This window comes from Komagataeibacter sp. SM21 (assembly GCF_041402665.1).
GTDB classification, from domain to species: domain Bacteria; phylum Pseudomonadota; class Alphaproteobacteria; order Acetobacterales; family Acetobacteraceae; genus Komagataeibacter; species Komagataeibacter saccharivorans.
Genome location: NZ_JBGLOV010000020.1, coordinates 1 through 19,280, shown reverse-complemented (window position 1 = coordinate 19,280; position 19,280 = coordinate 1). Strand labels below are relative to the sequence as shown.

The 19,280-nt window shown below is 58.8% G+C and carries 15 protein-coding genes and 1 pseudogene; 12 read left to right on the top strand and 4 right to left on the bottom strand.

The window, feature by feature from the left end; translation table 11 throughout:
• The first annotated feature begins 13 nt into the window (after window positions 1–13).
• The 4 genes from ACBR42_RS14690 (at window position 14) to ACBR42_RS14675 (ending at window position 4,228) form a co-directional block, all read left to right on the top strand.
• On the top strand, window positions 14–1,330 hold the full coding sequence (locus ACBR42_RS14690; protein WP_118962893.1) for a CapA family protein: 1,317 nt from the start codon (window positions 14–16) through the stop codon (window positions 1,328–1,330).
• Between the two features lie 124 nt (window positions 1,331–1,454).
• Entirely contained in the window at window positions 1,455–1,883 is a 429-nt protein-coding gene (locus ACBR42_RS14685) for a VOC family protein (RefSeq protein WP_102323070.1), read from the top strand.
• Window positions 1,884–1,893: 10 nt separating this feature from the next.
• Complete coding sequence (locus ACBR42_RS14680) at window positions 1,894–3,186, top strand: Zn-dependent hydrolase (RefSeq protein ID WP_216825249.1); 1,293 nt, start codon at window positions 1,894–1,896, stop codon at window positions 3,184–3,186.
• Between the two features lie 85 nt (window positions 3,187–3,271).
• A complete protein-coding gene (locus ACBR42_RS14675) occupies window positions 3,272–4,228 on the top strand; it encodes an NAD(P)-dependent oxidoreductase (RefSeq protein ID WP_371208499.1) in 957 nt (318 codons plus the stop codon).
• A gap of 26 nt (window positions 4,229–4,254) precedes the next feature.
• Here the strand turns inward: ACBR42_RS14675 and ACBR42_RS14670 are convergent, their stop codons facing one another.
• A complete protein-coding gene (locus tag ACBR42_RS14670; RefSeq protein ID WP_371208498.1) occupies window positions 4,255–5,037 on the bottom strand; it encodes a copper resistance protein B in 783 nt (260 codons plus the stop codon).
• Window positions 5,034–6,815, bottom strand: a complete 1,782-nt coding sequence (locus tag ACBR42_RS14665) for a copper resistance system multicopper oxidase (RefSeq protein WP_102323073.1) — start codon at window positions 6,813–6,815, stop codon at window positions 5,034–5,036. Before ACBR42_RS14665 ends, ACBR42_RS14670 begins: the two co-directional genes overlap by 4 nt.
• Window positions 6,816–7,519: 704 nt before the next feature.
• Here ACBR42_RS14665 and ACBR42_RS14660 point away from each other — a divergent pair.
• The 6 genes from ACBR42_RS14660 to ACBR42_RS14635 all read left to right on the top strand — a co-directional run bounded on the left by ACBR42_RS14660 (window position 7,520) and on the right by ACBR42_RS14635 (window position 15,754).
• The gene (locus ACBR42_RS14660) at window positions 7,520–8,422 is read left to right on the top strand and encodes a LysR substrate-binding domain-containing protein (protein WP_371208497.1); all 903 of its coding nucleotides are present in this window, start codon (window positions 7,520–7,522) and stop codon (window positions 8,420–8,422) included.
• Window positions 8,423–8,533: 111 nt separating this feature from the next.
• Window positions 8,534–9,784 carry an SRPBCC family protein gene (locus ACBR42_RS14655; RefSeq protein ID WP_371208496.1) on the top strand — a complete coding sequence of 417 codons (1,251 nt, stop codon included), beginning with the start codon at window positions 8,534–8,536 and terminating at the stop codon, window positions 9,782–9,784.
• A 299-nt stretch (window positions 9,785–10,083) separates the two neighbouring features.
• Window positions 10,084–10,863, top strand: a complete 780-nt coding sequence (locus ACBR42_RS14650) for an SDR family NAD(P)-dependent oxidoreductase (RefSeq protein WP_118963618.1) — start codon at window positions 10,084–10,086, stop codon at window positions 10,861–10,863.
• Between the two features lie 54 nt (window positions 10,864–10,917).
• Complete coding sequence (locus tag ACBR42_RS14645) at window positions 10,918–12,090, top strand: NAD(P)/FAD-dependent oxidoreductase (RefSeq protein ID WP_371208495.1); 1,173 nt, start codon at window positions 10,918–10,920, stop codon at window positions 12,088–12,090.
• A gap of 255 nt (window positions 12,091–12,345) precedes the next feature.
• On the top strand, window positions 12,346–12,690 hold the full coding sequence (locus ACBR42_RS14640; RefSeq protein WP_110546757.1) for a metal-sensitive transcriptional regulator: 345 nt from the start codon (window positions 12,346–12,348) through the stop codon (window positions 12,688–12,690).
• Between the two features lie 685 nt (window positions 12,691–13,375).
• On the top strand, window positions 13,376–15,754 hold the full coding sequence (locus ACBR42_RS14635) for a heavy metal translocating P-type ATPase (RefSeq protein WP_371208494.1): 2,379 nt from the start codon (window positions 13,376–13,378) through the stop codon (window positions 15,752–15,754).
• 72 nt (window positions 15,755–15,826) lie between these two features.
• On the opposite strand, the gene ACBR42_RS14630 is transcribed toward ACBR42_RS14635, so the two are convergent.
• Window positions 15,827–16,690 (bottom strand): class I SAM-dependent methyltransferase, encoded by an 864-nt coding sequence (locus tag ACBR42_RS14630; RefSeq protein WP_371208493.1) that lies wholly within the window; start codon window positions 16,688–16,690, stop codon window positions 15,827–15,829.
• Here ACBR42_RS14630 and ACBR42_RS14625 point away from each other — a divergent pair.
• Both ACBR42_RS14625 and ACBR42_RS14620 read left to right on the top strand, forming a co-directional pair.
• Window positions 16,689–16,919 (top strand): hypothetical protein, encoded by a 231-nt coding sequence (locus ACBR42_RS14625; protein WP_371208492.1) that lies wholly within the window; start codon window positions 16,689–16,691, stop codon window positions 16,917–16,919. The two genes, ACBR42_RS14630 and ACBR42_RS14625, sit on opposite strands and share 2 nt — an antisense overlap.
• A gap of 140 nt (window positions 16,920–17,059) precedes the next feature.
• Window positions 17,060–19,099, top strand: a complete 2,040-nt coding sequence (locus tag ACBR42_RS14620; RefSeq protein ID WP_371208491.1) for an FAD-dependent oxidoreductase — start codon at window positions 17,060–17,062, stop codon at window positions 19,097–19,099.
• 68 nt (window positions 19,100–19,167) lie between these two features.
• On the opposite strand, the pseudogene ACBR42_RS17225 reads toward ACBR42_RS14620, so the two are convergent.
• Window positions 19,168–19,280 (bottom strand): annotated as a pseudogene (locus ACBR42_RS17225) (IS110 family transposase); the annotation flags it as partial.

Here is a 19,280-nt window from a genome sequence, read left to right as displayed (position 1 = left end):
GAAAGAAACAGAAATGAAAGTCTGCCTTACGGGTGACAGCATCGTGCTGCGACGGTTGAATACGGATGTGGACCCGGTATGCGCGCCACTGTTCGACATGATCCGTGAATGTGACGCCTCGTTCACCAATCTTGAGATCATGCCCAGTGATTATCAGGGTGATCCGGCGCTGGATCATGGCGGGTCGCATTTCAGTGCGCATCCGTGGATTCTGGATGAACTGCGCACCGCCGGTTTCGACCTGTTCGCGGCGGCGACCAACCACTGTCTTGATTACAGTATTTCCGGCCTGCGGATTGCAATTGAAGAACTCAGGAAACGCGAACTCCTGTATGCCGGTGTCGGACTGACACTGGAGGAGGCGCGTCGCCCCGCCTATTACAGCCATACCAGGGGTACGGTTTCGATGCTGTCGTGCTGCTCCACTTTTGCGCGCGGGCAGGAGGCTGCCGATCAGACGCGCAGCATGCAGGGGCGCCCCGGTCTCAATCCGCTGCATTTCACCACCACCTATCAGGTGCGGCCTGAAGAACTGGCCATGCTGCGCAGCGTTTCCACCGGTCTTGGTCTGGAAAAGATCAAGGAAGAACAGATCAAGCTGGGCTTTGGCTATCCCGCGCCCGAAGGCACGCTGACACTGGATGGCACCCGTTTTGTCGAAGGGCCGCAGACGCGCATCCTGACCACGCCCAATACCCGCGATGTGGAAGAAATCGGACGCTGGGTGCGCGAGGCGCGTGTCGTTTCCGATGTGGTGATCGTAAGCGTGCATACCCACGAAGTGGGTTATGACGAACACGGGAATATAAGCTGGGAAAAGCCGGGCGCGTTTCTGGAAACCTTTGCACGTGAAGTCATCGATCAGGGGGCTGATATCGTGGTGTGCCACGGCCAGCATCTGCTCAAGGGGATGGAGCTGTACAAGGGAAAGCCGATTTTCTACAGCCTTGGCAACTTTATTGGCCAGAATGAACTGGTCGATATGCTGCCTGAAGATTCCTATACCTTCTACAAGGTGGATACCGACGTGACACCGCATCAGGTGTACAAGACCCGGACCCTTAACGATACGAAGGGCTTTCCTGCCGATCGGCGTTTCTGGGAAACGCTGCTGCCCGTGTGTGAATTCGATGGGGACGGCAATCTTGCGTCCATGGAAATCCATCCCGTCTCCCTCGGGCTGGGGCGCTCCGCCCACCGTCGCGGGCTGCCGTTCCTGGCAACGGGGGATGAGGCGCAGCACATCCTCACCCGTTTCGAGGATCTGTGTCGTCCTTACGGCACCCGTTTCCGCCGCGAAGGGGAAAAGCTGGTTCTGGAACGGAGCTGAAAATCTTCTGCGTCGATAAGGCGGAAACAGAAACATTTTCTTGCGTGTGAAGTCATATATTCATGTTATTGCGCCAAAAAACCGCATGATATGAATGCGTTATTTGTAACTTTGTGGTGTATTCATGGCTAATCCCTTCCATATTGCCTTCCCTGTCGATGATCTGGATGCCGCCCGGGCGTTTTACGGAACCGTTCTGGGGTGCCCGGAAGGGCGCAGCACGGATACGTGGATCGATTTCGACCTGTATGGCCATCAGGTTGTAACGCACCTGATCCCCGATGCCTGCCATTCCGCCGCAGGAAAAGGCAGCGGGGCGGTGGACGGGCATAATGTGCCCATCCCGCATTTTGGTGTCGTGCTGGACATGGATGACTGGAAAGCACTGGCCGACCGGCTGCGTGCCCACGACATCGCATTCGGCATGGAGCCGACCATCCGTTTCGCCGGTCTGCCCGGTGAACAGGCCACCATGTTTTTCTGCGACCCTGCGGGCAATGCGCTCGAGTTTAAGGCGTTCGCGGACATGACCCAGCTTTTCACCAAGCAGTAAGGACCCCGTTATGGCCAGTTCCCTCATGTCCACCCAATGTCCCGCGCCGGTTCTGGACGCCGCTCTGGGGCAGCGGGTCTTCGCACGACTGCACGAAATCGGTTTTGACGGACGGGGCATGACGCGCCCGTCGTATGGGGAAGGGGAGAACCGCGCCCACGCCCTGTTCGAAAGCGTGGCATGGGAACATGGCCTTGAGGTCCGCCGGGACTGGGCTGCGAACCTGTTCATCACCATTCCGGGCCAGAACCGCAGCCTGCCCGCCGTCATGACCGGCTCCCACGCGGATACCGTTCCGTGCGGTGGTAATTTTGATGGCGCGGCGGGTGCCGTGGCGGGGCTGCTGGTGCTGTGTGCATGGGCAAGGGCTGGCTACCGGCCTGAGCGGGACACGACGCTTATTGTCACCCGGGCGGAGGAGAGTGTCTGGTTTCCCATTTCCTATCTGGGCAGCCGGACGGCCTTTGGCCTGCTTGACCCCGCGTTGCTGGATACACCACGCAGCGATGACGGGACCAGCCTGCGTGAACACATGCTTGCCTGTGGCGCTCAGCCCGAACTGTGCGGCAGGGCGTCCGTGCTGAATGCGGCGGATATCGACTGTTTTGTAGAACTGCATATCGAACAGGGTCCGGTTCTGCTGGAAGCGGATGTTCCGGTGGGGATCGTGACCGGTATATGCGGCAGCACGCGCTATCGTTCCGCCGTCATTCATGGGCAGTACGCCCATTCTGGCGCCACGCCGCGGCGCTTCCGTTCCGATGCCGTCATGGCCGGGGCCAGCATGATGATGGCCCTGCATGAGGCATGGCGGCAGGTTGAGGCGGAAGGGGAAGAAATGACCCTGACCTTCGGCGTGTGCCAGACCGATCCCGCGCAGGCCAATTTCGCCGCCGTGCCGGGCAGGCTGGAGCTGGTCATCGACATCCGTTCGCGTAATGAGGACCTGCTTGAACGGATGAACGGACTGGTTATCGAACAGGCCCGGCGTGTCGAGAGCGACTTTAACGTAACCGTCGATCTGGGACCGCGCACGCGCAGCACCCCGGCCATCATGGATGCGGGGTTGCAGGCTGAAGCGGAAAAACTTGCCGCCAGCATGAACATCCCGGTCGTGTCGATGGCCAGCGGCGCGGGACATGACGCCGCAACATTCGCGGGGCAGGGCATTCCCACGGAAATGCTGTTCGTGCGCAATGAAAACGGCAGCCATAACCCGGACGAAAGCATGGAGTTCGATGACTTCCTGTATGGCGTAAGGCTGCTGGAACACCTGTTGCGTCAGCGCGCCAGCAGGCCCTGAAACGGGGGACGGGCGGTGCCCTATGGCACCGGTCCCGTAATATGCACTGGCACCCTGATTTTATACCCGACGTGGAAATGGCATCATGAGCACCTGCTTCATAACGCAACCCATTCACCCCGAAGCGGTGCGGTTCCTGCATGAACAGGGACTCCAGACGCGTTTTGCCACCATGCCCACGATGGAAGCCGTCATTGCGGAGGTGGGAGATGCCGAGGCGGTCATAACCCGTGACCTTGGTTTCAGCGCCGAAGCGGTGGCGGCGGCCCCGGCGCTGCGTATCATCGCATGCCATGGTTCGGGCACCAACAGGATAGCAGTGGCGGCAGCAGCCAGGCGGGGTATTCCCGTCACCCGCGCGGTCGATGCGAACAGCCGCTCCGTTGCTGAAATGACCATCGCCCTCATGCTGGCGGGTGCGCGGCGGATATGCCCAGCCGATGCGGCCGTCCGGCAGGGAAACTGGGGTTTCCGTTACGAAGGGGCGGGAACGGAACTGCATCGCAAGACCCTGGCCCTGGTCGGGTTCGGGGCGATTGCCCGTCATGTCGCGCAGATTGCGGGCCACGGTCTGGGCATGAAGGTCGTGGCGTGGTCCCCCAGCGTGCCCGATGATGTTTTTGCAGCCCATGACGTGGTGCGCGTTGCGTGTATCGAGGACCTGCTGGTGCAGGCGGATGTGCTTTCCCTGCACCGTCCGGCATCAGCTTCCGGCCAGCCACTTCTGGACGCGAAGCATCTGGAATTGCTTCCCGGTCATGCCATTATTGTCAATACAAGCCGGGGCAGCGCCATTGATACGCGCGCACTGACTGAAATGCTGAAGGCGGGGCGGCTGGGGGCAGCGGCCCTTGATGTCCTGCCGCAGGAACCTCCGCTGCCAGATGAAGCGGCCCTTTCCTGCCCGGGCATGACCCTCACCCCCCATATGGGTGCGACGACGGAAGAAGCCCTGATCCGCATGGCCATGATGTGCGCGCACCAGATCATGGACTGTCTGGGCGGCAGGGTGCCAGCCCATATCGTCTCACCGCCTGCGTAAATCTCAAACGACTTCCCTGCGCCCGGTCAGAACCAGCTTCGTATACCGAAGCTGAAACGAAGCGATCCGGTATCCCCATGCTGGTCATGTACGATCCGGCGGGCCTGCGTAAGATAACCGTCATAGGTAACGGCCACGTAAGGCGCGAATTTCCGCCATATCTCGTAACGCAGGCGTAGCCCGGCATCGACATCGGACAGACCGGCGCCGACCTGACGGGCTGGATCGGACTTGGTGTACAGGTTGAATTCCGCCTGTGGCTGCAGGATCAGGCGATTGGTCAGCAGGAAGTCGTATGACCCTTCGATACGGGTTGCAAACCGGCCCCGGTCACTGACATAGGCGGTGGCCTGAAATTCGAATTCATACAGTGCCAGTCCCTGCACGCCCAGTGCGCCCCATGTGCGTGTCGGGCCATCATCAATATCGGCGCGCACTCCGGTCTGCACATTGAAATAGGGGGAAATGGCCCGGCTGTAGAGCAGTTCATGGTCGCCATCGCCCAGCCTGCCGCGTTCCAGCGTGCCTTCGGATTTCAGCCATACCCTGTTGTAATCCGTGCCGTACCACGCTTCCCCATCCCAGCGGAAATCCGACCCGCCAGGGGTGTAACGTCCTTCGAATTCATCAAGAATGCCATGGAAATAGCTGGCCTGATCCATTACCGGCTTCATCCCGCCCAGATAGACAACCGGGGTGGATGTTGCAGCATCGGCGGCATGGTAGGTCGTGCTGGTAACAGCCTGCGCCAGCGCGGGTATGGGCAGGACCGAAAGCATGAAGGTCACGGCGCGCAGGATATGGTTCATGACACGATGACCGTGCGGAACATGCCCATCTCCATATGCAGCATGAGGTGGCAGTGATAGGCCCACATGCCCGGCACATCCGCCGTGACCAGATAACTCAGCCGCGATCCCGGCTGGGAAATGATGGTGTGTTTGTAGGGGCGGTATTCGTCCTGACCGTTTTCCAGTTCGCTCCATAATCCGTGCAGATGGATGGGGTGCTCCATCATCGTGTCGTTGATGAGGGTAAAGCGCACGCGCTCACCCAGCTTCAGGCGGATCGGACCTGATTCAGAAAACTTCCGTCCGTTGAACCCCCATATATAGCGTTCCATGTTGCCGGTCAGGTGCATGATGATTTCGCGCGACGGGGGGCGTGGATCGGTTCCCGGTCGTGTGGCGCGAAGCTGCGTGTAATTCAGGACGCGACGCCCGTTATGTTCCAGCCCGTCACCGGGGCTGGCCAGACGGTCTGCCGGCATTCTGGCGACGTTCTGGTTTTCCACGTTCAGGGGCGGCGGTCCGGGGTCATCCACCTCCATGTGCGGGGCGTTCATATGGTCCATGGATGACATGTCCATGCCGTCCATATCGGCCATGTCGTCGTCTTTTTTCATGTCGGACATGTCCATGCCTTTCATGGAACCGCCGGGCTTCATGTCCCCCATGCCCATATCGATCATGGTGCGGACAGGGCGCGGGTCCATTGGTGGCACGGTGCCACGCATGCCCGGCTGCGGGGCCAGCGTGCCGCGCGCGTAGCCCGTGCGGTCCTCGCTCTGGGCAAAGATCGTGTAGGCACGGCTGTCTTTTGGCTGGACAATGACATCATACGTCTCGGCCACGCCAATACGGAATTCATCGACCGGCACGGGTTCGACCGCATTGCCATCCGCCTGCACCACCAGCATTTCCAGACCCGGTATGCGCACATCGAAGAAGGTCATGGACGAACTGTTGATAAAACGCAGGCGCACCCGTTCACCGGGACGGAACAGGCCGCTCCAGTTCATGTCCGGCGCATGGCCGTTCAGCAGGTAGGTGTAGATGATGCCGGTCACATCTGAAATGTCGGTCGCGGCCATGCGCATGCGTGACCACGCAAGGCGGTCCTTCAGCGCAGCCATGGCGCTTCCCGCGGCACGGGCCTCCCGCGGGAAGGACGCGGCCGTGCGCTGGCGGAACACGTAATAGTCATCCTGCATTTTCAGATTGCTCATGATGTCCGTCGGCGGGACATCAGTCCATTCTGACAGCACGATGACATAATCGCGGGTGCAGGCATGTGGGTCCGGCTGCACGGGATCAATCACGATCGCCCCATACAGGCCCTGCGCTTCCTGCATGCCGGAATGGCTGTGGTACCAGTAGGTGCCGCTTTGTCTTACGGGAAAGCGGTAGGTGAAGGTTTCCCCCGGCGGGATGCCGGTAAAGCTCAGTCCCGGTACGCCATCCATGTTGGCGGGCAGGCGGATACCATGCCAGTGTAGGGAGGTATCTTCATCGCGTAATGTGTTGGTGACGTTGATGGCGACCGTATCGCCCTCCCGCCAGCGCAGGATGGGAGCGGGCACGCTGCCACCGATGCACGGGGCATGCAGGACCTTGCGATCGATTTCAATACGGTTGCGGCCAACACTCAGGTTCCACGTCGCGCATGATGTAGCCGGGGGTATGCCGGCTGCCATCGTGCCTGCGTGTGACGGGCGGGGAAGGGCGGATACAAGCCCCCCTGCGCCAAGACCCGTGACAAAACGGCGTCGTGTCAGGCCGCCCCGCTTGCGGGACGGAATATGCATAGGGATAAATCCAGAATAAAGCTGTCAGGCGCTGCCATCCCGTCCGGGCGGCAGGACATGAAACGCGCCATATGGCGTTTAGCTGTTCTGGATTCTGGGTGGTCGCAGGGGCGGCAGCCAGTCGCCACCTGCGCGGTGCGTCTGTCTGTGGAATGCAAAATCCGGCCTGCCGGTTCCGGTTAGACCGGCAGGGCGCAGCAAGGCGGCAGGCGATGACAGATCGGGCGCACAGACATGCACATGGCAGCACGGATCTTTATGATGCGCATGTTCTGTAGCAGGCGACGGCTGTTGATGGGAAAGGCAGTGTGTTTCCATCATCCCCGGGCAGTTGCCCGTTGCGGGATGCGCCTGGGCGGAAACGGGGACAGCACTGCCCAGCAGCCCCGCCAGCATAAGCAGGCAGGCCGCAATACCAATCCATATCCGGCCATGTGTCCTGACCATTCAGGGCTCCCGCGCACAGATGAACCATGTGCCTTTTGACCCCTGTTATACCCATGGGGGGCATGAGGAAAAGGGTTTTCTTGCCGTCCTTTCGGTAACGGGAGCGTGAAAAATGGTCTTGACGCATGGTTTTCCGAGCGGCCCGACTGTCCTGCCTGTATTGCGGCATGTTCCATGCTTGCCAAACCCGCACGACCGGAACAGGCTGTGACAGGGCGACTTTGCGGTGCGGGCCGGCAGCAGGGCGGGGAATGAAAGTGTCTTTTAAAAGGAATGTTCCCTCCATCAGCGCGCTTGTCACATTTGAGGCAGCAAGCCGCCTGCGCAGCTTTACCGCTGCCGCGCGTGAACTCGGTGTCAGTCAGGCCGCCGTCAGTCGGCAGGTCCGCCTGCTGGAGACCGATTTTGGCGTCCAGCTTTTCCATCGCGCCCATCGCGCGGTGGAACCGACGCAGGCCGGGGCACGACTGGGTCGGACGCTCAGCACTGCCTTCGATACGATTAGTCAGGACATAGACGCCATCCGCTCCCCCCGCGATGGGAATACGCTCAGCGTGGGTGGGTCGCTGGCCTTTACACAGTTCTGGCTCATGTCCCGCCTGCCGGAATTCCGTGAGCGTTATCCGGGAATCAGGATACGCGTCGTCTCGCAGGATGAACCCTTTGATTTGCGCACGGATGAAGTCGATGTCATGGTCAGGTTCGGCGTGCCGCCACTGACGGGCGGACGGAGTGTCAGCAGCGTGGGGGATATGGTCTTTCCCGTCTGCGCGCCGGGTTTCATCAGGGCAGAGGAGACGCGCGGCCTGCATGACCTGCCCCTGATCGGGAGTGATGCGCCGGACCCGACATGGATGCAGTGGGGGCAGTGGTTCCGCCATGTCGGTCTGGACGGGCCGCCGCCGGGTGTGGCCCTGCACTGCAATCACTATACCGATGCGATCCTTGCCGCGATGGCGGGTCAGGGGGTGGCACTGGGCTGGGAACTGCTGGTCGCGGACCTTCTGCGTTCGGGCAAGCTGGTGCGGTTGGGGGAACTGGCTGTGTCCTCGCCCGCCCATTACACGATCATGCTGCCTGAACACCGTGATACCCATCCGGTGGTGCATGATTTCGCGCACTGGCTGGCGGGCAGGCTGGACGCCGTGCCACTGCCCTGACTTTCCATAAATACAGGTTATGGATCGCGGGATTTTTTATGCCGTTGACGCAAAAGGTGGGGACACGCAGGCTCGTTACGATATCGTATCTCCATCAGGGACCAGATACCCATGCAAGGCCAGCAGACATCCATCCCCGCCCTCCTGCGTTCACGCAAGCCCGGCTTTACGCTTCCGGCGGACCTGTACTGCCGGTCAGATGTGTTCGATGCCGATATGGACGTGTTTTTTCACCGGCACTGGATATTTGTCGGTCTGGAATGCGACGTGCCGGAACCGGGTGATATCTACAGTGTCGATTTTGGCCCGACCAGTATCGTTCTGGTGCGTGGCGATGATGAACAGGTACGGGCGTTTTATAATGTCTGTCGCCACCGGGGCGCGCGTATAGCCCCGCCGGGGCGTGATGTCGTGGGCAAGCTGGTCTGCCCCTATCACCAGTGGGTTTATGACCTGTCGGGCAATCTGGTGCATGCGCGTGATATGGGGGATGATTTTGACCATGCCTGCCATGGGCTGCGCCGCGTCAACCTGCGCAATATCGGGGGACTGCTGTTCGCCTGCCTGTCCGATGATGCGCCGTCCGATATTGCCGATCTTGAAACGACAATGCTGCCACGGCTGGCGCCATACGATCTGGCCCATGCGAAAGTCGCCTTCGAAGCCGATATCATCGAGGAGGGGAACTGGAAGCTGGTCATTGAAAACAACCGCGAATGCTATCACTGTGCTGCAAACCACCCCGAACTGTGTACGTCTTTCATCGCGCTTGATTTCGGTTACGACCCGGCAGGGCTGGAGGGCGCGGAGCGTGCGCAAGCGGACGCGCATGAAGCGCTTTACACAACCCGCATGACGGAATGGGAAGCGCAGGGCTTTCCGTCCCGTGCGGTGGAGCATGTAGCGGGCCATGTCACCAATTTTCGCACCCAGCGCCTGATGATGGCGGGGCCGGGTGAATCACAGACCCCCGATGGCCGTGCGGCATGCAGTCGTCTGCTTGGACATATGACGCGCAAGGATCTGGGGGATGTGCATCTGTGGACGCATAATTCATGGCATCACTTCATGGGGGACCATGCACTGTCCGTCATTGTGATCCCCCTGTCACCGGACCGGACGCTGGTGCGCACCAAATGGCTGGTCCATCAGGATGCGGTTGAAGGCGTGGATTATGACGTGGAAAACCTGACCGCCGTATGGAAGGCCACAAACGTGCAGGATGCGGAACTGGTCGGTCTGGCGCAGCAGGGGGTAAGCAATTACGGCTACCAGCCCGGTCCGTATTCCCGTTTTACCGAACAGCAGCTTGATACGTTCATGACATGGTACGTCGATCGCATGCAGGCCAATGGTTACTGATTACCTGTTGATGGAGTAATCTTGAAGTAGAAGGGTAATGTAACGGTCTTTCAGGGCTGCTGCATTGCCCTGTCAGTCCGCTTTCAGCCGGTGGCGCATGGTGTTTGCCGCCGGCTGGAAGTTTCATATCGGAACTGTTGCATCTTCGTTTTAATCGTATAACATCTACCGTAAGGCATAAAGGCCGGTATGATTTTATAATATATGGTCCATTCCCCGATCATCTGCCGCTTCCTGCAGGTCGCGGTCCGGTAAGGGACAGGTCATTGCGTTACCGAACCGATATGGAAGGTGCAGACATGAAGCTGAAAGACAAGGTCGCGGTTATTACCGGTGGCGCACAGGGACTGGGCCGCGCCTGCGCGGAACGCTTTATCGCGGACGGCGCAAAAGTCGTCATCGGGGATATCGCCGGTTCCGAAATGGCGCAGACGCAGGAAGACCTGGGTGGTGCCGATGTTATCCGGGCCGTCGAATGCGATGTCAGCAGGCGCGAAGAAATCGAACGTCTGATAGCCTGCGCCGTCGATGCCTTCGGTCGGGTGGACATCATGCTCAATAATGCAGGCATCGCCCGCGCACAGGATTTCCTTGATATTACCGAGGCCGATTACAACACGGTCATGGACATCAATCTGAAGGGGGCGTTTTTCGGCGCACAGATCGCAGCGCGCCAGATGATCGCACAGGGTGAGGGCGGGGTCATCATCAACATGTCCTCGGTCAACGCGCATCTGGCCATTCCCACCCTTGCGACCTATGCCATGTCCAAGGGCGGGATGAAGCAGTTGACCTCCGTCGCGGCGGTTGCGCTGGCACCACATAACATACGTGTCGTAGCCATCGGGCCGGGCACGATCCTGACGGAACTGGCGGCCAAGGCCGTATTCAGCAGCGATGCAGCGCGCCGTTCCGTCATGTCGCGCACGCCCGCCGGTCGGTGTGGCCTGCCGTCGGAGGTCGCATCCGTAGCCTCCTTCCTTGCCAGCGATGACGCATCCTACATCACCGGGCAGACCATCTATCCTGATGGTGGGCGGATGGTCCTTAACTATACAGTGCCCGTCGCCGACGCCTGACAGGCGTCTATCGGTTCATATCGCCAGTCAGGGCCATGCAGGGTGGAGGGCTATATGTCGACGGATAAAGAGCGGGTACTGATTGCCGGTGGTGCCATCATGGGCAGCTTCGCCGCCTATTATCTGCGCAGGCTGGGTTTCGAGGGCGATATTACCGTTATCGAAGCCGATCCGACCTATGTCAGGTCCTCTACCGCATTATCGGCTGCCTCCATCCGCACGCAGTTTGGCTGTCCCATCAATATCCATATGAGCCTGTTCGGGGCGGACCTGTTCAGGAATATCACAAAGGAATTCGGTCCCGATGCCGATATCGGGTTTGTGGAACGTGGCTATCTGATTATCGGGTCGGAAGCGCAGAAAGCGGCACGAAGCGCCGGTGTGGCGATGCAGAATGCCGAAGGGGCACAGGTTGTCGCCCTGAACCCCGATATGGCCCAAAAACAGTTTCCGTGGCTGAACGTAAGCGATATTGGCATTGCCACCTACGGTCTTGCCAATGAGGGCTGGTTCGACGCCTGGTCCCTGCTGCAACTGGTGCGCTCGGCTGCCCGTCGCCTCGGTGTAACCTATGTCACGGGGCGGGTCGATGCGGTTATGGTCCACGGCGCGCGGGCAACAGGCGTCAGAATGGATGATGGCACGGTCCTGCCTGGGCAGTGGTGCATCAATGCCACGGGGGCGACGGCAGCCCATATCGTTCGTGATGTATTGCCGCCTTTACCTGTTGAACCCCGAAAAAGGACGGCCTTTTCAATAAAGGCGCCTTTGGCGGCCGATAATTTTCCAATGCTGTTTGATGATTCCGGCGCATGGATCAGGCCGGAAGGGCAGGGCTTTATAGCCGGAATTGCACCGGATACGGCGGCGGACCCGGATGCGACGGGTGATTTTGAGCCGTCCTATGACCTGCTGGAAGATATACTCTGGCCAGCCCTTGCCCATCGTGTTCCCGCCCTTGAAAACCTGCGGATGGAACGGGCATGGGCCGGGCATTATGAAGTCAATACGCTGGATCATAACGCTATTATCGGACCGCATGATGAAATCGGTAATCTGTTTTTCATGAACGGGTTTTCCGGTCATGGCGTCATGCACGCCCCCGCCGCCGGGCGTGGTATCGCGGAGTGTATTCTGTGGGGGAAATATCAGACACTTGATCTGTCTCCGTTGGGAATGAAACGCATCCGTTCCGGCACCGCCCTGCATGAAACGGTTGTGTATTGAGGCGTCACCAGACGTGAAGGTGCCGGATTAACCATTATACCGGATATGGAATAGAAACTTTCCCGATTATTATATTTCCATTAGTATATGCAGTGATCCTTCATTTGCCCCCTTATCAATAACCATATCGCTTTATTATGTACATCTATCCGACATCGCATTCATGGTGGGGATGGAGCGGGTCGCTGCGGGCTATCATGGCGCATCCGTTCAGGTATGATGGTGCCAGTGGCGAAGCAGTATGGGGTAAATCATATGGCAAAGAAAAAACGGCAGGCAAAAAAAGCCGCAGCAGCCTGCGTGCAGTGCGATGTGCAGCCCGAAACCAAAAAAGTCGAACAGCCCCATAAAAAAGCGCTGGTCAATCGTGTACGCCGGATTGAAGGTCAGGTCGGCGGCGTTCTGAACATGATTGAGGAAGACCGCTATTGCGTCGATATCCTTACGCAGATATCGGCAGTGAAATCGGCGTTGGACGGGGTCGCGGTCAAGATACTTTCAAACCACGCCCAGGGGTGTGTGCGCAAGGCCGTAATGGAAGACGGGGGCGAGGATGTTATTGGTGAACTACTCGGGATCATACGGAAACTGATCCGCTAAGGTTCGGGACGCCTGGATCTGAAGGCGTATATCTGTTTCAGGCTCCACATGGATGGTCGTCGGGTGTTGAAGCATCATGTTGGTTAAGCGCAATGGCCTGCGCTGGCGTGATGCACCACAGATCGCATGAACCTAAAGCTGCATGCTGTGATGGACATGAATGGGATGTCCCCCGAATTTCTGATCAGACTGCTACTGTCATTTTTCTGGACAACTTTCAAAAAGTGCGACGGCTGCTGCCAGACAATGGTTATGACGCCAACTGGTTCCGGGATACGCCGGAAGTCCGAAGGATCAAGCCATATATTCGGGATAACAAACCCGAAAAAATCCATCCGGTACAGACCCGGAAACCGGATTGGATAATGTCGGGCAGGTCAAAACTGACAGCCAGTTTCCCTTACGTTGTGGCGGATCTCCAGCCCTTTTCTTCTGCGCAATCTGCTTCGTTGCTATCGTTATGTTCTGGCCATGTGTCCTGAGTCTCACGACCCGTAGGAGCGGTAGAAACTGCAGCTAAATCCGGCACTGTGGTTCGTTTGTAATATTTTGCCCCATGCGCATGCCAGAGCATCAGTTGCCGCCAGGTTTCAGGATAAACATCCTCGTGAAATGACGTCCTGGCATTCTTGAAAATACCGGTAGGGGGTATAAAATCAAAGACCGGCGCGTAAGGAGAGAAACAGTGTCACAGACCTTCAGTTTCCCCGTTGGCGGCATGTCCTGTACCGCCTGCGCCGCGCGTATCGAGAAGATTCTAAATCGTCAGGAGGGGGTGACGGCAGGCGTCAATTTTGCTGCCGCACGGGTGCAGGTGCAACTGGATAGCCCTGCCGCGTCCATTTCCAATATTGTCGCCGCCGTACGCAAGGCCGGTTTTACGGTGCCGGAAAGAAGTGTGGACCTGTCCCTTACGGGCATGAGCTGTACCACCTGTGCCGCCCGTATCGAGAAGATACTGAACCGGCTTCCCCTGGTGCAGGCGAGCGTGAATTTTGCGGCGGAACGGGCTCATGTTGTTTTTATTCCCGGTCTCGTGCAGCCTGAAACCTTCATCGCCCGCATTGAAAAAGCCGGTTTCGGGGCGAAGCTGCTTGAAAACGGCATGGAACGGGATGAAGCCGCCCTGCGGGCAAAAGCATGGCGTGCCGAGCGTAATCAGTTTGCGCTTACCCTTGTCCTGTCGCTGCCTTTTTTTGTGGAAATGGTAGCAATGGCCTTTGGCTCCATGCACATGATGCCCGGCTGGCTACAGTTTGTTCTGGCGACGCCGGTGCAGTTCTACTGCGCGCGCCACCTGTATCAGCGTGCGTGGAATGCCGTTCGGGGTGGTTCGGCCAATATGGATGTGCTGGTCGTTCTGGGCACCAGTATTGCTTATTTCTTTAGTGCCATAGTTACGGCATTCCATCTGCACCAGCCGATTTATTTTGAAGCCAGCGTTTCCATCATCACGCTGATTTCGCTTGGAAAGCTTCTGGAAACCCGCGCTCGTAACCAGACCAGCGCAGGTATCGAAAGCCTGCTGCGACTGCAGCCCCAGATAGCACATGTGGAAAATGGGGATGCGGTGGTGGACCGTCCGGTTGCGGATGTAAGGACCAACGATATTTTCGTTGTCCGCCCCGGTGAAAGCATTCCTGTCGATGGTGTGGTTGTCAGCGGGATGTCGGATGTCAATGAAGCCATGCTGACGGGGGAAAGCGTGCCCGTGCTGAAAAAGACCGCGGATGAGGTCTTCGGCGGCACCCTGAACACCAATGGCGCATTAAGGATAAAGGCGACGGGCGTGGGCGCGGATACCGCCCTTGCCCATATCGTCCGGATGGTGGAGCAGGCGCAGGGCTCAAAAGCCAGCGTGCAGCGTCTGGCGGACAGGGTATCAGGTATTTTCGTGCCCACGGTCGTCATGCTTGCGCTGCTGACATTCGTTGTCGGATGGCTGCTGACTGGTAATGCGACATGGAGCCTTGTTTCATCAGTTTCCGTTCTGGTTATTGCCTGTCCCTGTTCGCTGGGGCTTGCGACACCTACCGCAATCATGGTCGGCACAGGGCTGGGGGCACGTTCAGGTATCCTGTTTCGTAACGCCAATGCGCTGGAGCGGGCGGAAAAGCTTACGACCATCATCATGGACAAAACGGGCACCCTTACCGAAGGCAGACCAACGGTCAGTGATGCGGAAGCGGCCGCCGGGGTGGAGACTGCTGGCTTCCTGTCCATCGCCTATGCGCTGGAGAAGGATTCCGAGCACCCACTGGCGCGCGCTATTGTGGAATATGCCCTGGCGGCAGGTGCGGGCGAACGGACGGTGACGGGATTTCAGGCCATTCCGGGCATGGGAGTCAGTGGGCAGGTGGATAACAGGCTGGTCCGCCTTGGTGCCCCCCGTTTCCTGACCGAAGCAGGTATTACGCTGGACGATACCGTAATCGACCGCATGGAGCGTGAAGGGAAAACTGTAATCGCCGTTGCGGCGGATAGTCGTCCGCTTGGCTATGTCGGTCTGTCCGACCGCCTGCGCCCGGATGCGGTTGCAACTGTGGCGGCGCTGCATAAAGCAGGGATCAGGGTCGTAATGCTGACGGGCGATAACCAGCGTGCGGCAGCGGTTGTGGCCGCGCAGGTGGGGGTGGACGCATATCAGGCGGGCGTGCTGCCCCAGAACAAGGCGCAGGCTGTGGAAAAATACCGTGCCGCAGGGCAGGTGGTCGGTATGGTGGGGGACGGTATTAACGATGCGCCCGCCCTGGCTGCGGCCGATGTGGGTTTTGCTATTGGGGCTGGTGCGGCCATTGCTCTGGACACGGCGGATGTCGTGCTGATGAAAAGTGAACTGACCAGCGTGCTGGACGCCATTTCCCTGTCCCGCGCCACGTTGGCCAAGATACGGCAGAACCTGTTTTTTGCTTTCATATACAATATTCTAGGCCTGCCGTTGGCTGCATTCGGCATGCTCAACCCCATTGTGGCGGGGGCTGCCATGGCCATGAGTTCCGTATCGGTCGTCAGTAATTCGCTGTTGCTCAACCGGTGGAAACCGCAGTCGAATATGCACCGCTGATACCATGGGCGGCGCTGCCCATAGTATCAGCCCGGTTCATAAGCACTACAGTAGCATGCAGGCACCCTGCCGTTACGGTTTGCGGAATTTCAGCGTCATGCGGTCGCTTTCGCCTATTGCATCATAGGCTGTCCGCTGTGGCGCTGTGGCAGCATCGCTTTTTCGCGTGGGCGGAAGCGACCATACACCGAAGGGATAATCTTTCGTATCCTTGGGGTTCGCATTGATTTCGGAACTGGCCTCAAGCATCAGCCCTGCCTTTGTCGCTGCGTGCACAATGGTTGCGACGGCAACATAGCCGTCCGAAGCATCCGGTTTCTGGGCACGGGGATCGGCGCGATGGTCTTCGACGGCAAAGATACCGTTGGCTTTCAGGACTGCGGCAACAGCGTGCATCGCTTCTGCGGTATAGCCATGTCTGATCCAGTTATGGATTTCCCGTGCACTGATGACCATGTCCGCCGTATCAGGTGCGCCTAAAGGTGCCTTGCCGGGACTGAATGGCGCCATCTCGATATGGCCAAACCGCGCACTGTCGGCAAACGTCCGGGCAAAACTGTCGCGTGCCTGCTTTCCCGCATCAGGACCGGTATCCGGCAGTCCGGCGATATAGCGTCCACCCGTGCGGGCCAGATAGGGAGCAAGGATATAGGTCCAGTATCCGCCTGCCGGTTGCAGGTCGATGACCGTCATGCCCGGTTTCAGACCCCAGAACAGCAGGGACTGATATGGGTGACGCCATGGGTCACGATGCACCTGTTCGGCTGGCCGGTAAGGCGCTGCGATACAGTCGCGCAGAACGGCATCGTCATATGTCGTCGCGGCATGGGCGAAGCGCGCGCCAGATCCGACCAGCGGCATGGCTGCCGCGCCTGCGATCAGGAATGTACGCCGGTTGATGAGTCCCGTAAGGGAGTTACTGGTTGTGTCAGTCATGTCCGCCATCTCTGCTCTCTTTCGATACGCATCAGCGCGTAGCGGTAATGCAGCATGGGCGGTGGGAAGCGGCAAGGCGGGATCACGCTATCGCGTCCGCATTATGGTGATCCTTTCGTCAGCCGATGCTGCTGTGGGGCACGGTATGCCAAAAGGGGAAAATCATAAAAATTCGTTTTTTGAACGCAATCAGTGTCGTGGCTGGAAAATCCCGGCCATGTTTTTATAAAAATTATATTTGTTTTCAGTTAATTATTAAGATTTTCCGGGTTGCTTCCTGCAAAATAAACATGACAGTACGGGTTGTTGACACATGTGTACGGTGGGGATAAGTCAAATAGACAGATACATCTGTCTGGAGCCTGGCCCATGTCGACCGATCCGCTTCTTCAGCCATACAAGTTAAAGCATCTGACCCTGCGCAACAGGATCATGATTACTTCCCATGAACCGGCGTATCCCGAAGATGGCATGCCGAAGGACCGCTACCGCCTCTATCATGTCGAACGCGCGAAGGCCGGCGTCGCCCTGACCATGACCGCAGGCTCAGCCGCCGTGTCACGTGACAGCCCGCCCGTTTTCAACAACATCCTTGCCTATAAGGATGAGGTCGTACCGTGGATGAAGAAGCTGACCGACGAATGCCATGAACATGGCGCGGCGGTGATGATCCAGCTTACGCATCTGGGCCGACGCACACGGTGGGACAAGGGGGACTGGCTGCCCGTCGTTGCGCCGTCCCACAGCCGCGAAGCGGCTCACCGCGCCTTTCCCAAACAAATCGAGGACTGGGACATCTCGCGCATCATCCGCGATTTTGCCGATGCTGCCGAACGCATGCAGGCCGCCGGTGTCGATGGTATCGAACTGGAGACGTACGGTCATCTGCTGGACCAGTTCATATCGCCCCTGACCAATACGCTGGAAGCCCCATATGGTGGTCCTGAACTCGATAACCGCATGCGTATGCTCATGGAAGTGGTGCAGGGCATGCGCCAGCGCGTGGGGAACGAATTCATTATCGGTATCCGCTACACGGTGGATGAGGACCTGCCCGGTGGCGTGGACAAGGCGGAAGGGATCGAAATTGGCCGTCGCCTGAAAGCCAGCGGTCTGGTCGATTTCCAGAATATCATTCGCGGGCATATCGATACCGATCCCGGCCTGACGGATGTCATTCCCATTCAGGGCATGAAGAATTCGCCCTATCTTGATCTGGCGGGCGAAGTCCGTGCGGCGACCGATTTCCCCACTTTCCATGCCGCCAAGATTCCCGATGTCGCGACCGCGCGCTACGCCATTGCCGCAGGCAAGGTGGATATGGTGGGCATGACGCGCGCGCACATGACCGATCCGCACATCGTGCGCAAGATCATGGCCCGGCAGGAAGATACCATCCGCCCGTGTGTGGGGGCCAATTACTGTCTCGACCGTATCTATCAGGGCGGGGCGGCCTTCTGTATCCACAACGCCGCGACGGGGCGTGAGGAAACGATGCCGCACGATATCGCCCCCGCGCCACAGCGGCGCAAGGTGGTGATAGTGGGGGCCGGCCCGGCCGGGATGGAAGCCGCCCGTGTCGCTGGTGCGCGCGGGCACGATGTGGTGGTGTTCGAGGCTGCCGAAAATCCCGGTGGCCAGATCCGCCTGACCGCGCAAAGTCCACGGCGGCATGAGATGATCAGCATCATCGACTGGCGCATGGCGCAGTGTGAATCCATGGGGGTCGCGTTCCGCTTTGGTACATGGGCGGAAGAGGAAACCATCATCGCGGAAAAGCCCGATGTGGTGATTATCGCGACCGGGGGGCTGCCGCATACGGAAGTACTGTCCACCGGTAATGATCTGGTGGTCTCGTCATGGGATATTATTTCAGGTGATGTAAAGCCCGGCAGCAATGTTCTGGTTTTTGACGATGCCGGGGACCATGCGGGCTTGCAGGCGGCGGAGGTGATTGCCGCTACGGGCGCGCATGTCGAAATCATGACCCCCGACCGCAGTTTTGCGCCGGAAGTCATGGCCATGAATCTGGTGCCCTACATGCGCAGCCTGCAGAAGCTGGATACGACCTTTACCGTAACCTATCGGCTGGACTCCGTGCGGCGTGACGGGAATGGCCTGATTGCCACGGTAGGCAGCGATTACGGTGGCGTATCGCAGGAACGGCATGTGGATCAGGTTGTCATCAATCACGGCACCATTCCGCTGGATGAACTGTATTTCGCGCTCAAGCCGCAATCCACCAACCTTGGCGCCGTGGATTACGACCGGCTGATTGATGGCCAGCCGCAGCAGGATGTTGCCAATCCTGACGGGACCTTCGCCCTCTATCGCATCGGGGACGCGGTCGCCGCGCGGAATACGCATGCCGCGATTTACGATGCGCTGCGTCTGGTCAAGGATATCTGATCCCTGGGCGGGTGGGGCATGCCCCACCCCACCGGGAACGCAATGCCGGTTATAAGTATCCGTTGTGGTCAAGCGGCTTTTGGCATCCAAAGCCGATCTTTGTGAAGCAGGGCGTTTGCGAGGACGATGAGCTTTCGCATGATTGCGGTAATGGCGATCTTGGCGTGTTTTCCCTTTACGA

What these genes read in the sequence shown, in the direction of transcription:
- ACBR42_RS14655 (WP_371208496.1), top strand. Translation starts at nt 8,534, where the DNA reads ATGCAAGGCCAGCAGACATCCATCCCCGCCCTCCTGCGTTCACGCAAG.
- ACBR42_RS14670 (WP_371208498.1), bottom strand. Translation starts at nt 5,037, where the DNA reads ATGAACCATATCCTGCGCGCCGTGACCTTCATGCTTTCGGTCCTGCCC.
- ACBR42_RS14625 (WP_371208492.1), top strand. Translation starts at nt 16,689, where the DNA reads ATGTCCGCCATCTCTGCTCTCTTTCGATACGCATCAGCGCGTAGCGGT.
- ACBR42_RS14650 (WP_118963618.1), top strand. Translation starts at nt 10,084, where the DNA reads ATGAAGCTGAAAGACAAGGTCGCGGTTATTACCGGTGGCGCACAGGGA.
- ACBR42_RS14630 (WP_371208493.1), bottom strand. Translation starts at nt 16,690, where the DNA reads ATGACTGACACAACCAGTAACTCCCTTACGGGACTCATCAACCGGCGT.
- ACBR42_RS14680 (WP_216825249.1), top strand. Translation starts at nt 1,894, where the DNA reads ATGGCCAGTTCCCTCATGTCCACCCAATGTCCCGCGCCGGTTCTGGAC.
- ACBR42_RS14675 (WP_371208499.1), top strand. Translation starts at nt 3,272, where the DNA reads ATGAGCACCTGCTTCATAACGCAACCCATTCACCCCGAAGCGGTGCGG.
- ACBR42_RS14620 (WP_371208491.1), top strand. Translation starts at nt 17,060, where the DNA reads ATGTCGACCGATCCGCTTCTTCAGCCATACAAGTTAAAGCATCTGACC.
- ACBR42_RS14690 (WP_118962893.1), top strand. Translation starts at nt 14, where the DNA reads ATGAAAGTCTGCCTTACGGGTGACAGCATCGTGCTGCGACGGTTGAAT.
- ACBR42_RS14665 (WP_102323073.1), bottom strand. Translation starts at nt 6,815, where the DNA reads ATGCATATTCCGTCCCGCAAGCGGGGCGGCCTGACACGACGCCGTTTT.
- ACBR42_RS14685 (WP_102323070.1), top strand. Translation starts at nt 1,455, where the DNA reads ATGGCTAATCCCTTCCATATTGCCTTCCCTGTCGATGATCTGGATGCC.
- ACBR42_RS14640 (WP_110546757.1), top strand. Translation starts at nt 12,346, where the DNA reads ATGGCAAAGAAAAAACGGCAGGCAAAAAAAGCCGCAGCAGCCTGCGTG.
- ACBR42_RS14645 (WP_371208495.1), top strand. Translation starts at nt 10,918, where the DNA reads ATGTCGACGGATAAAGAGCGGGTACTGATTGCCGGTGGTGCCATCATG.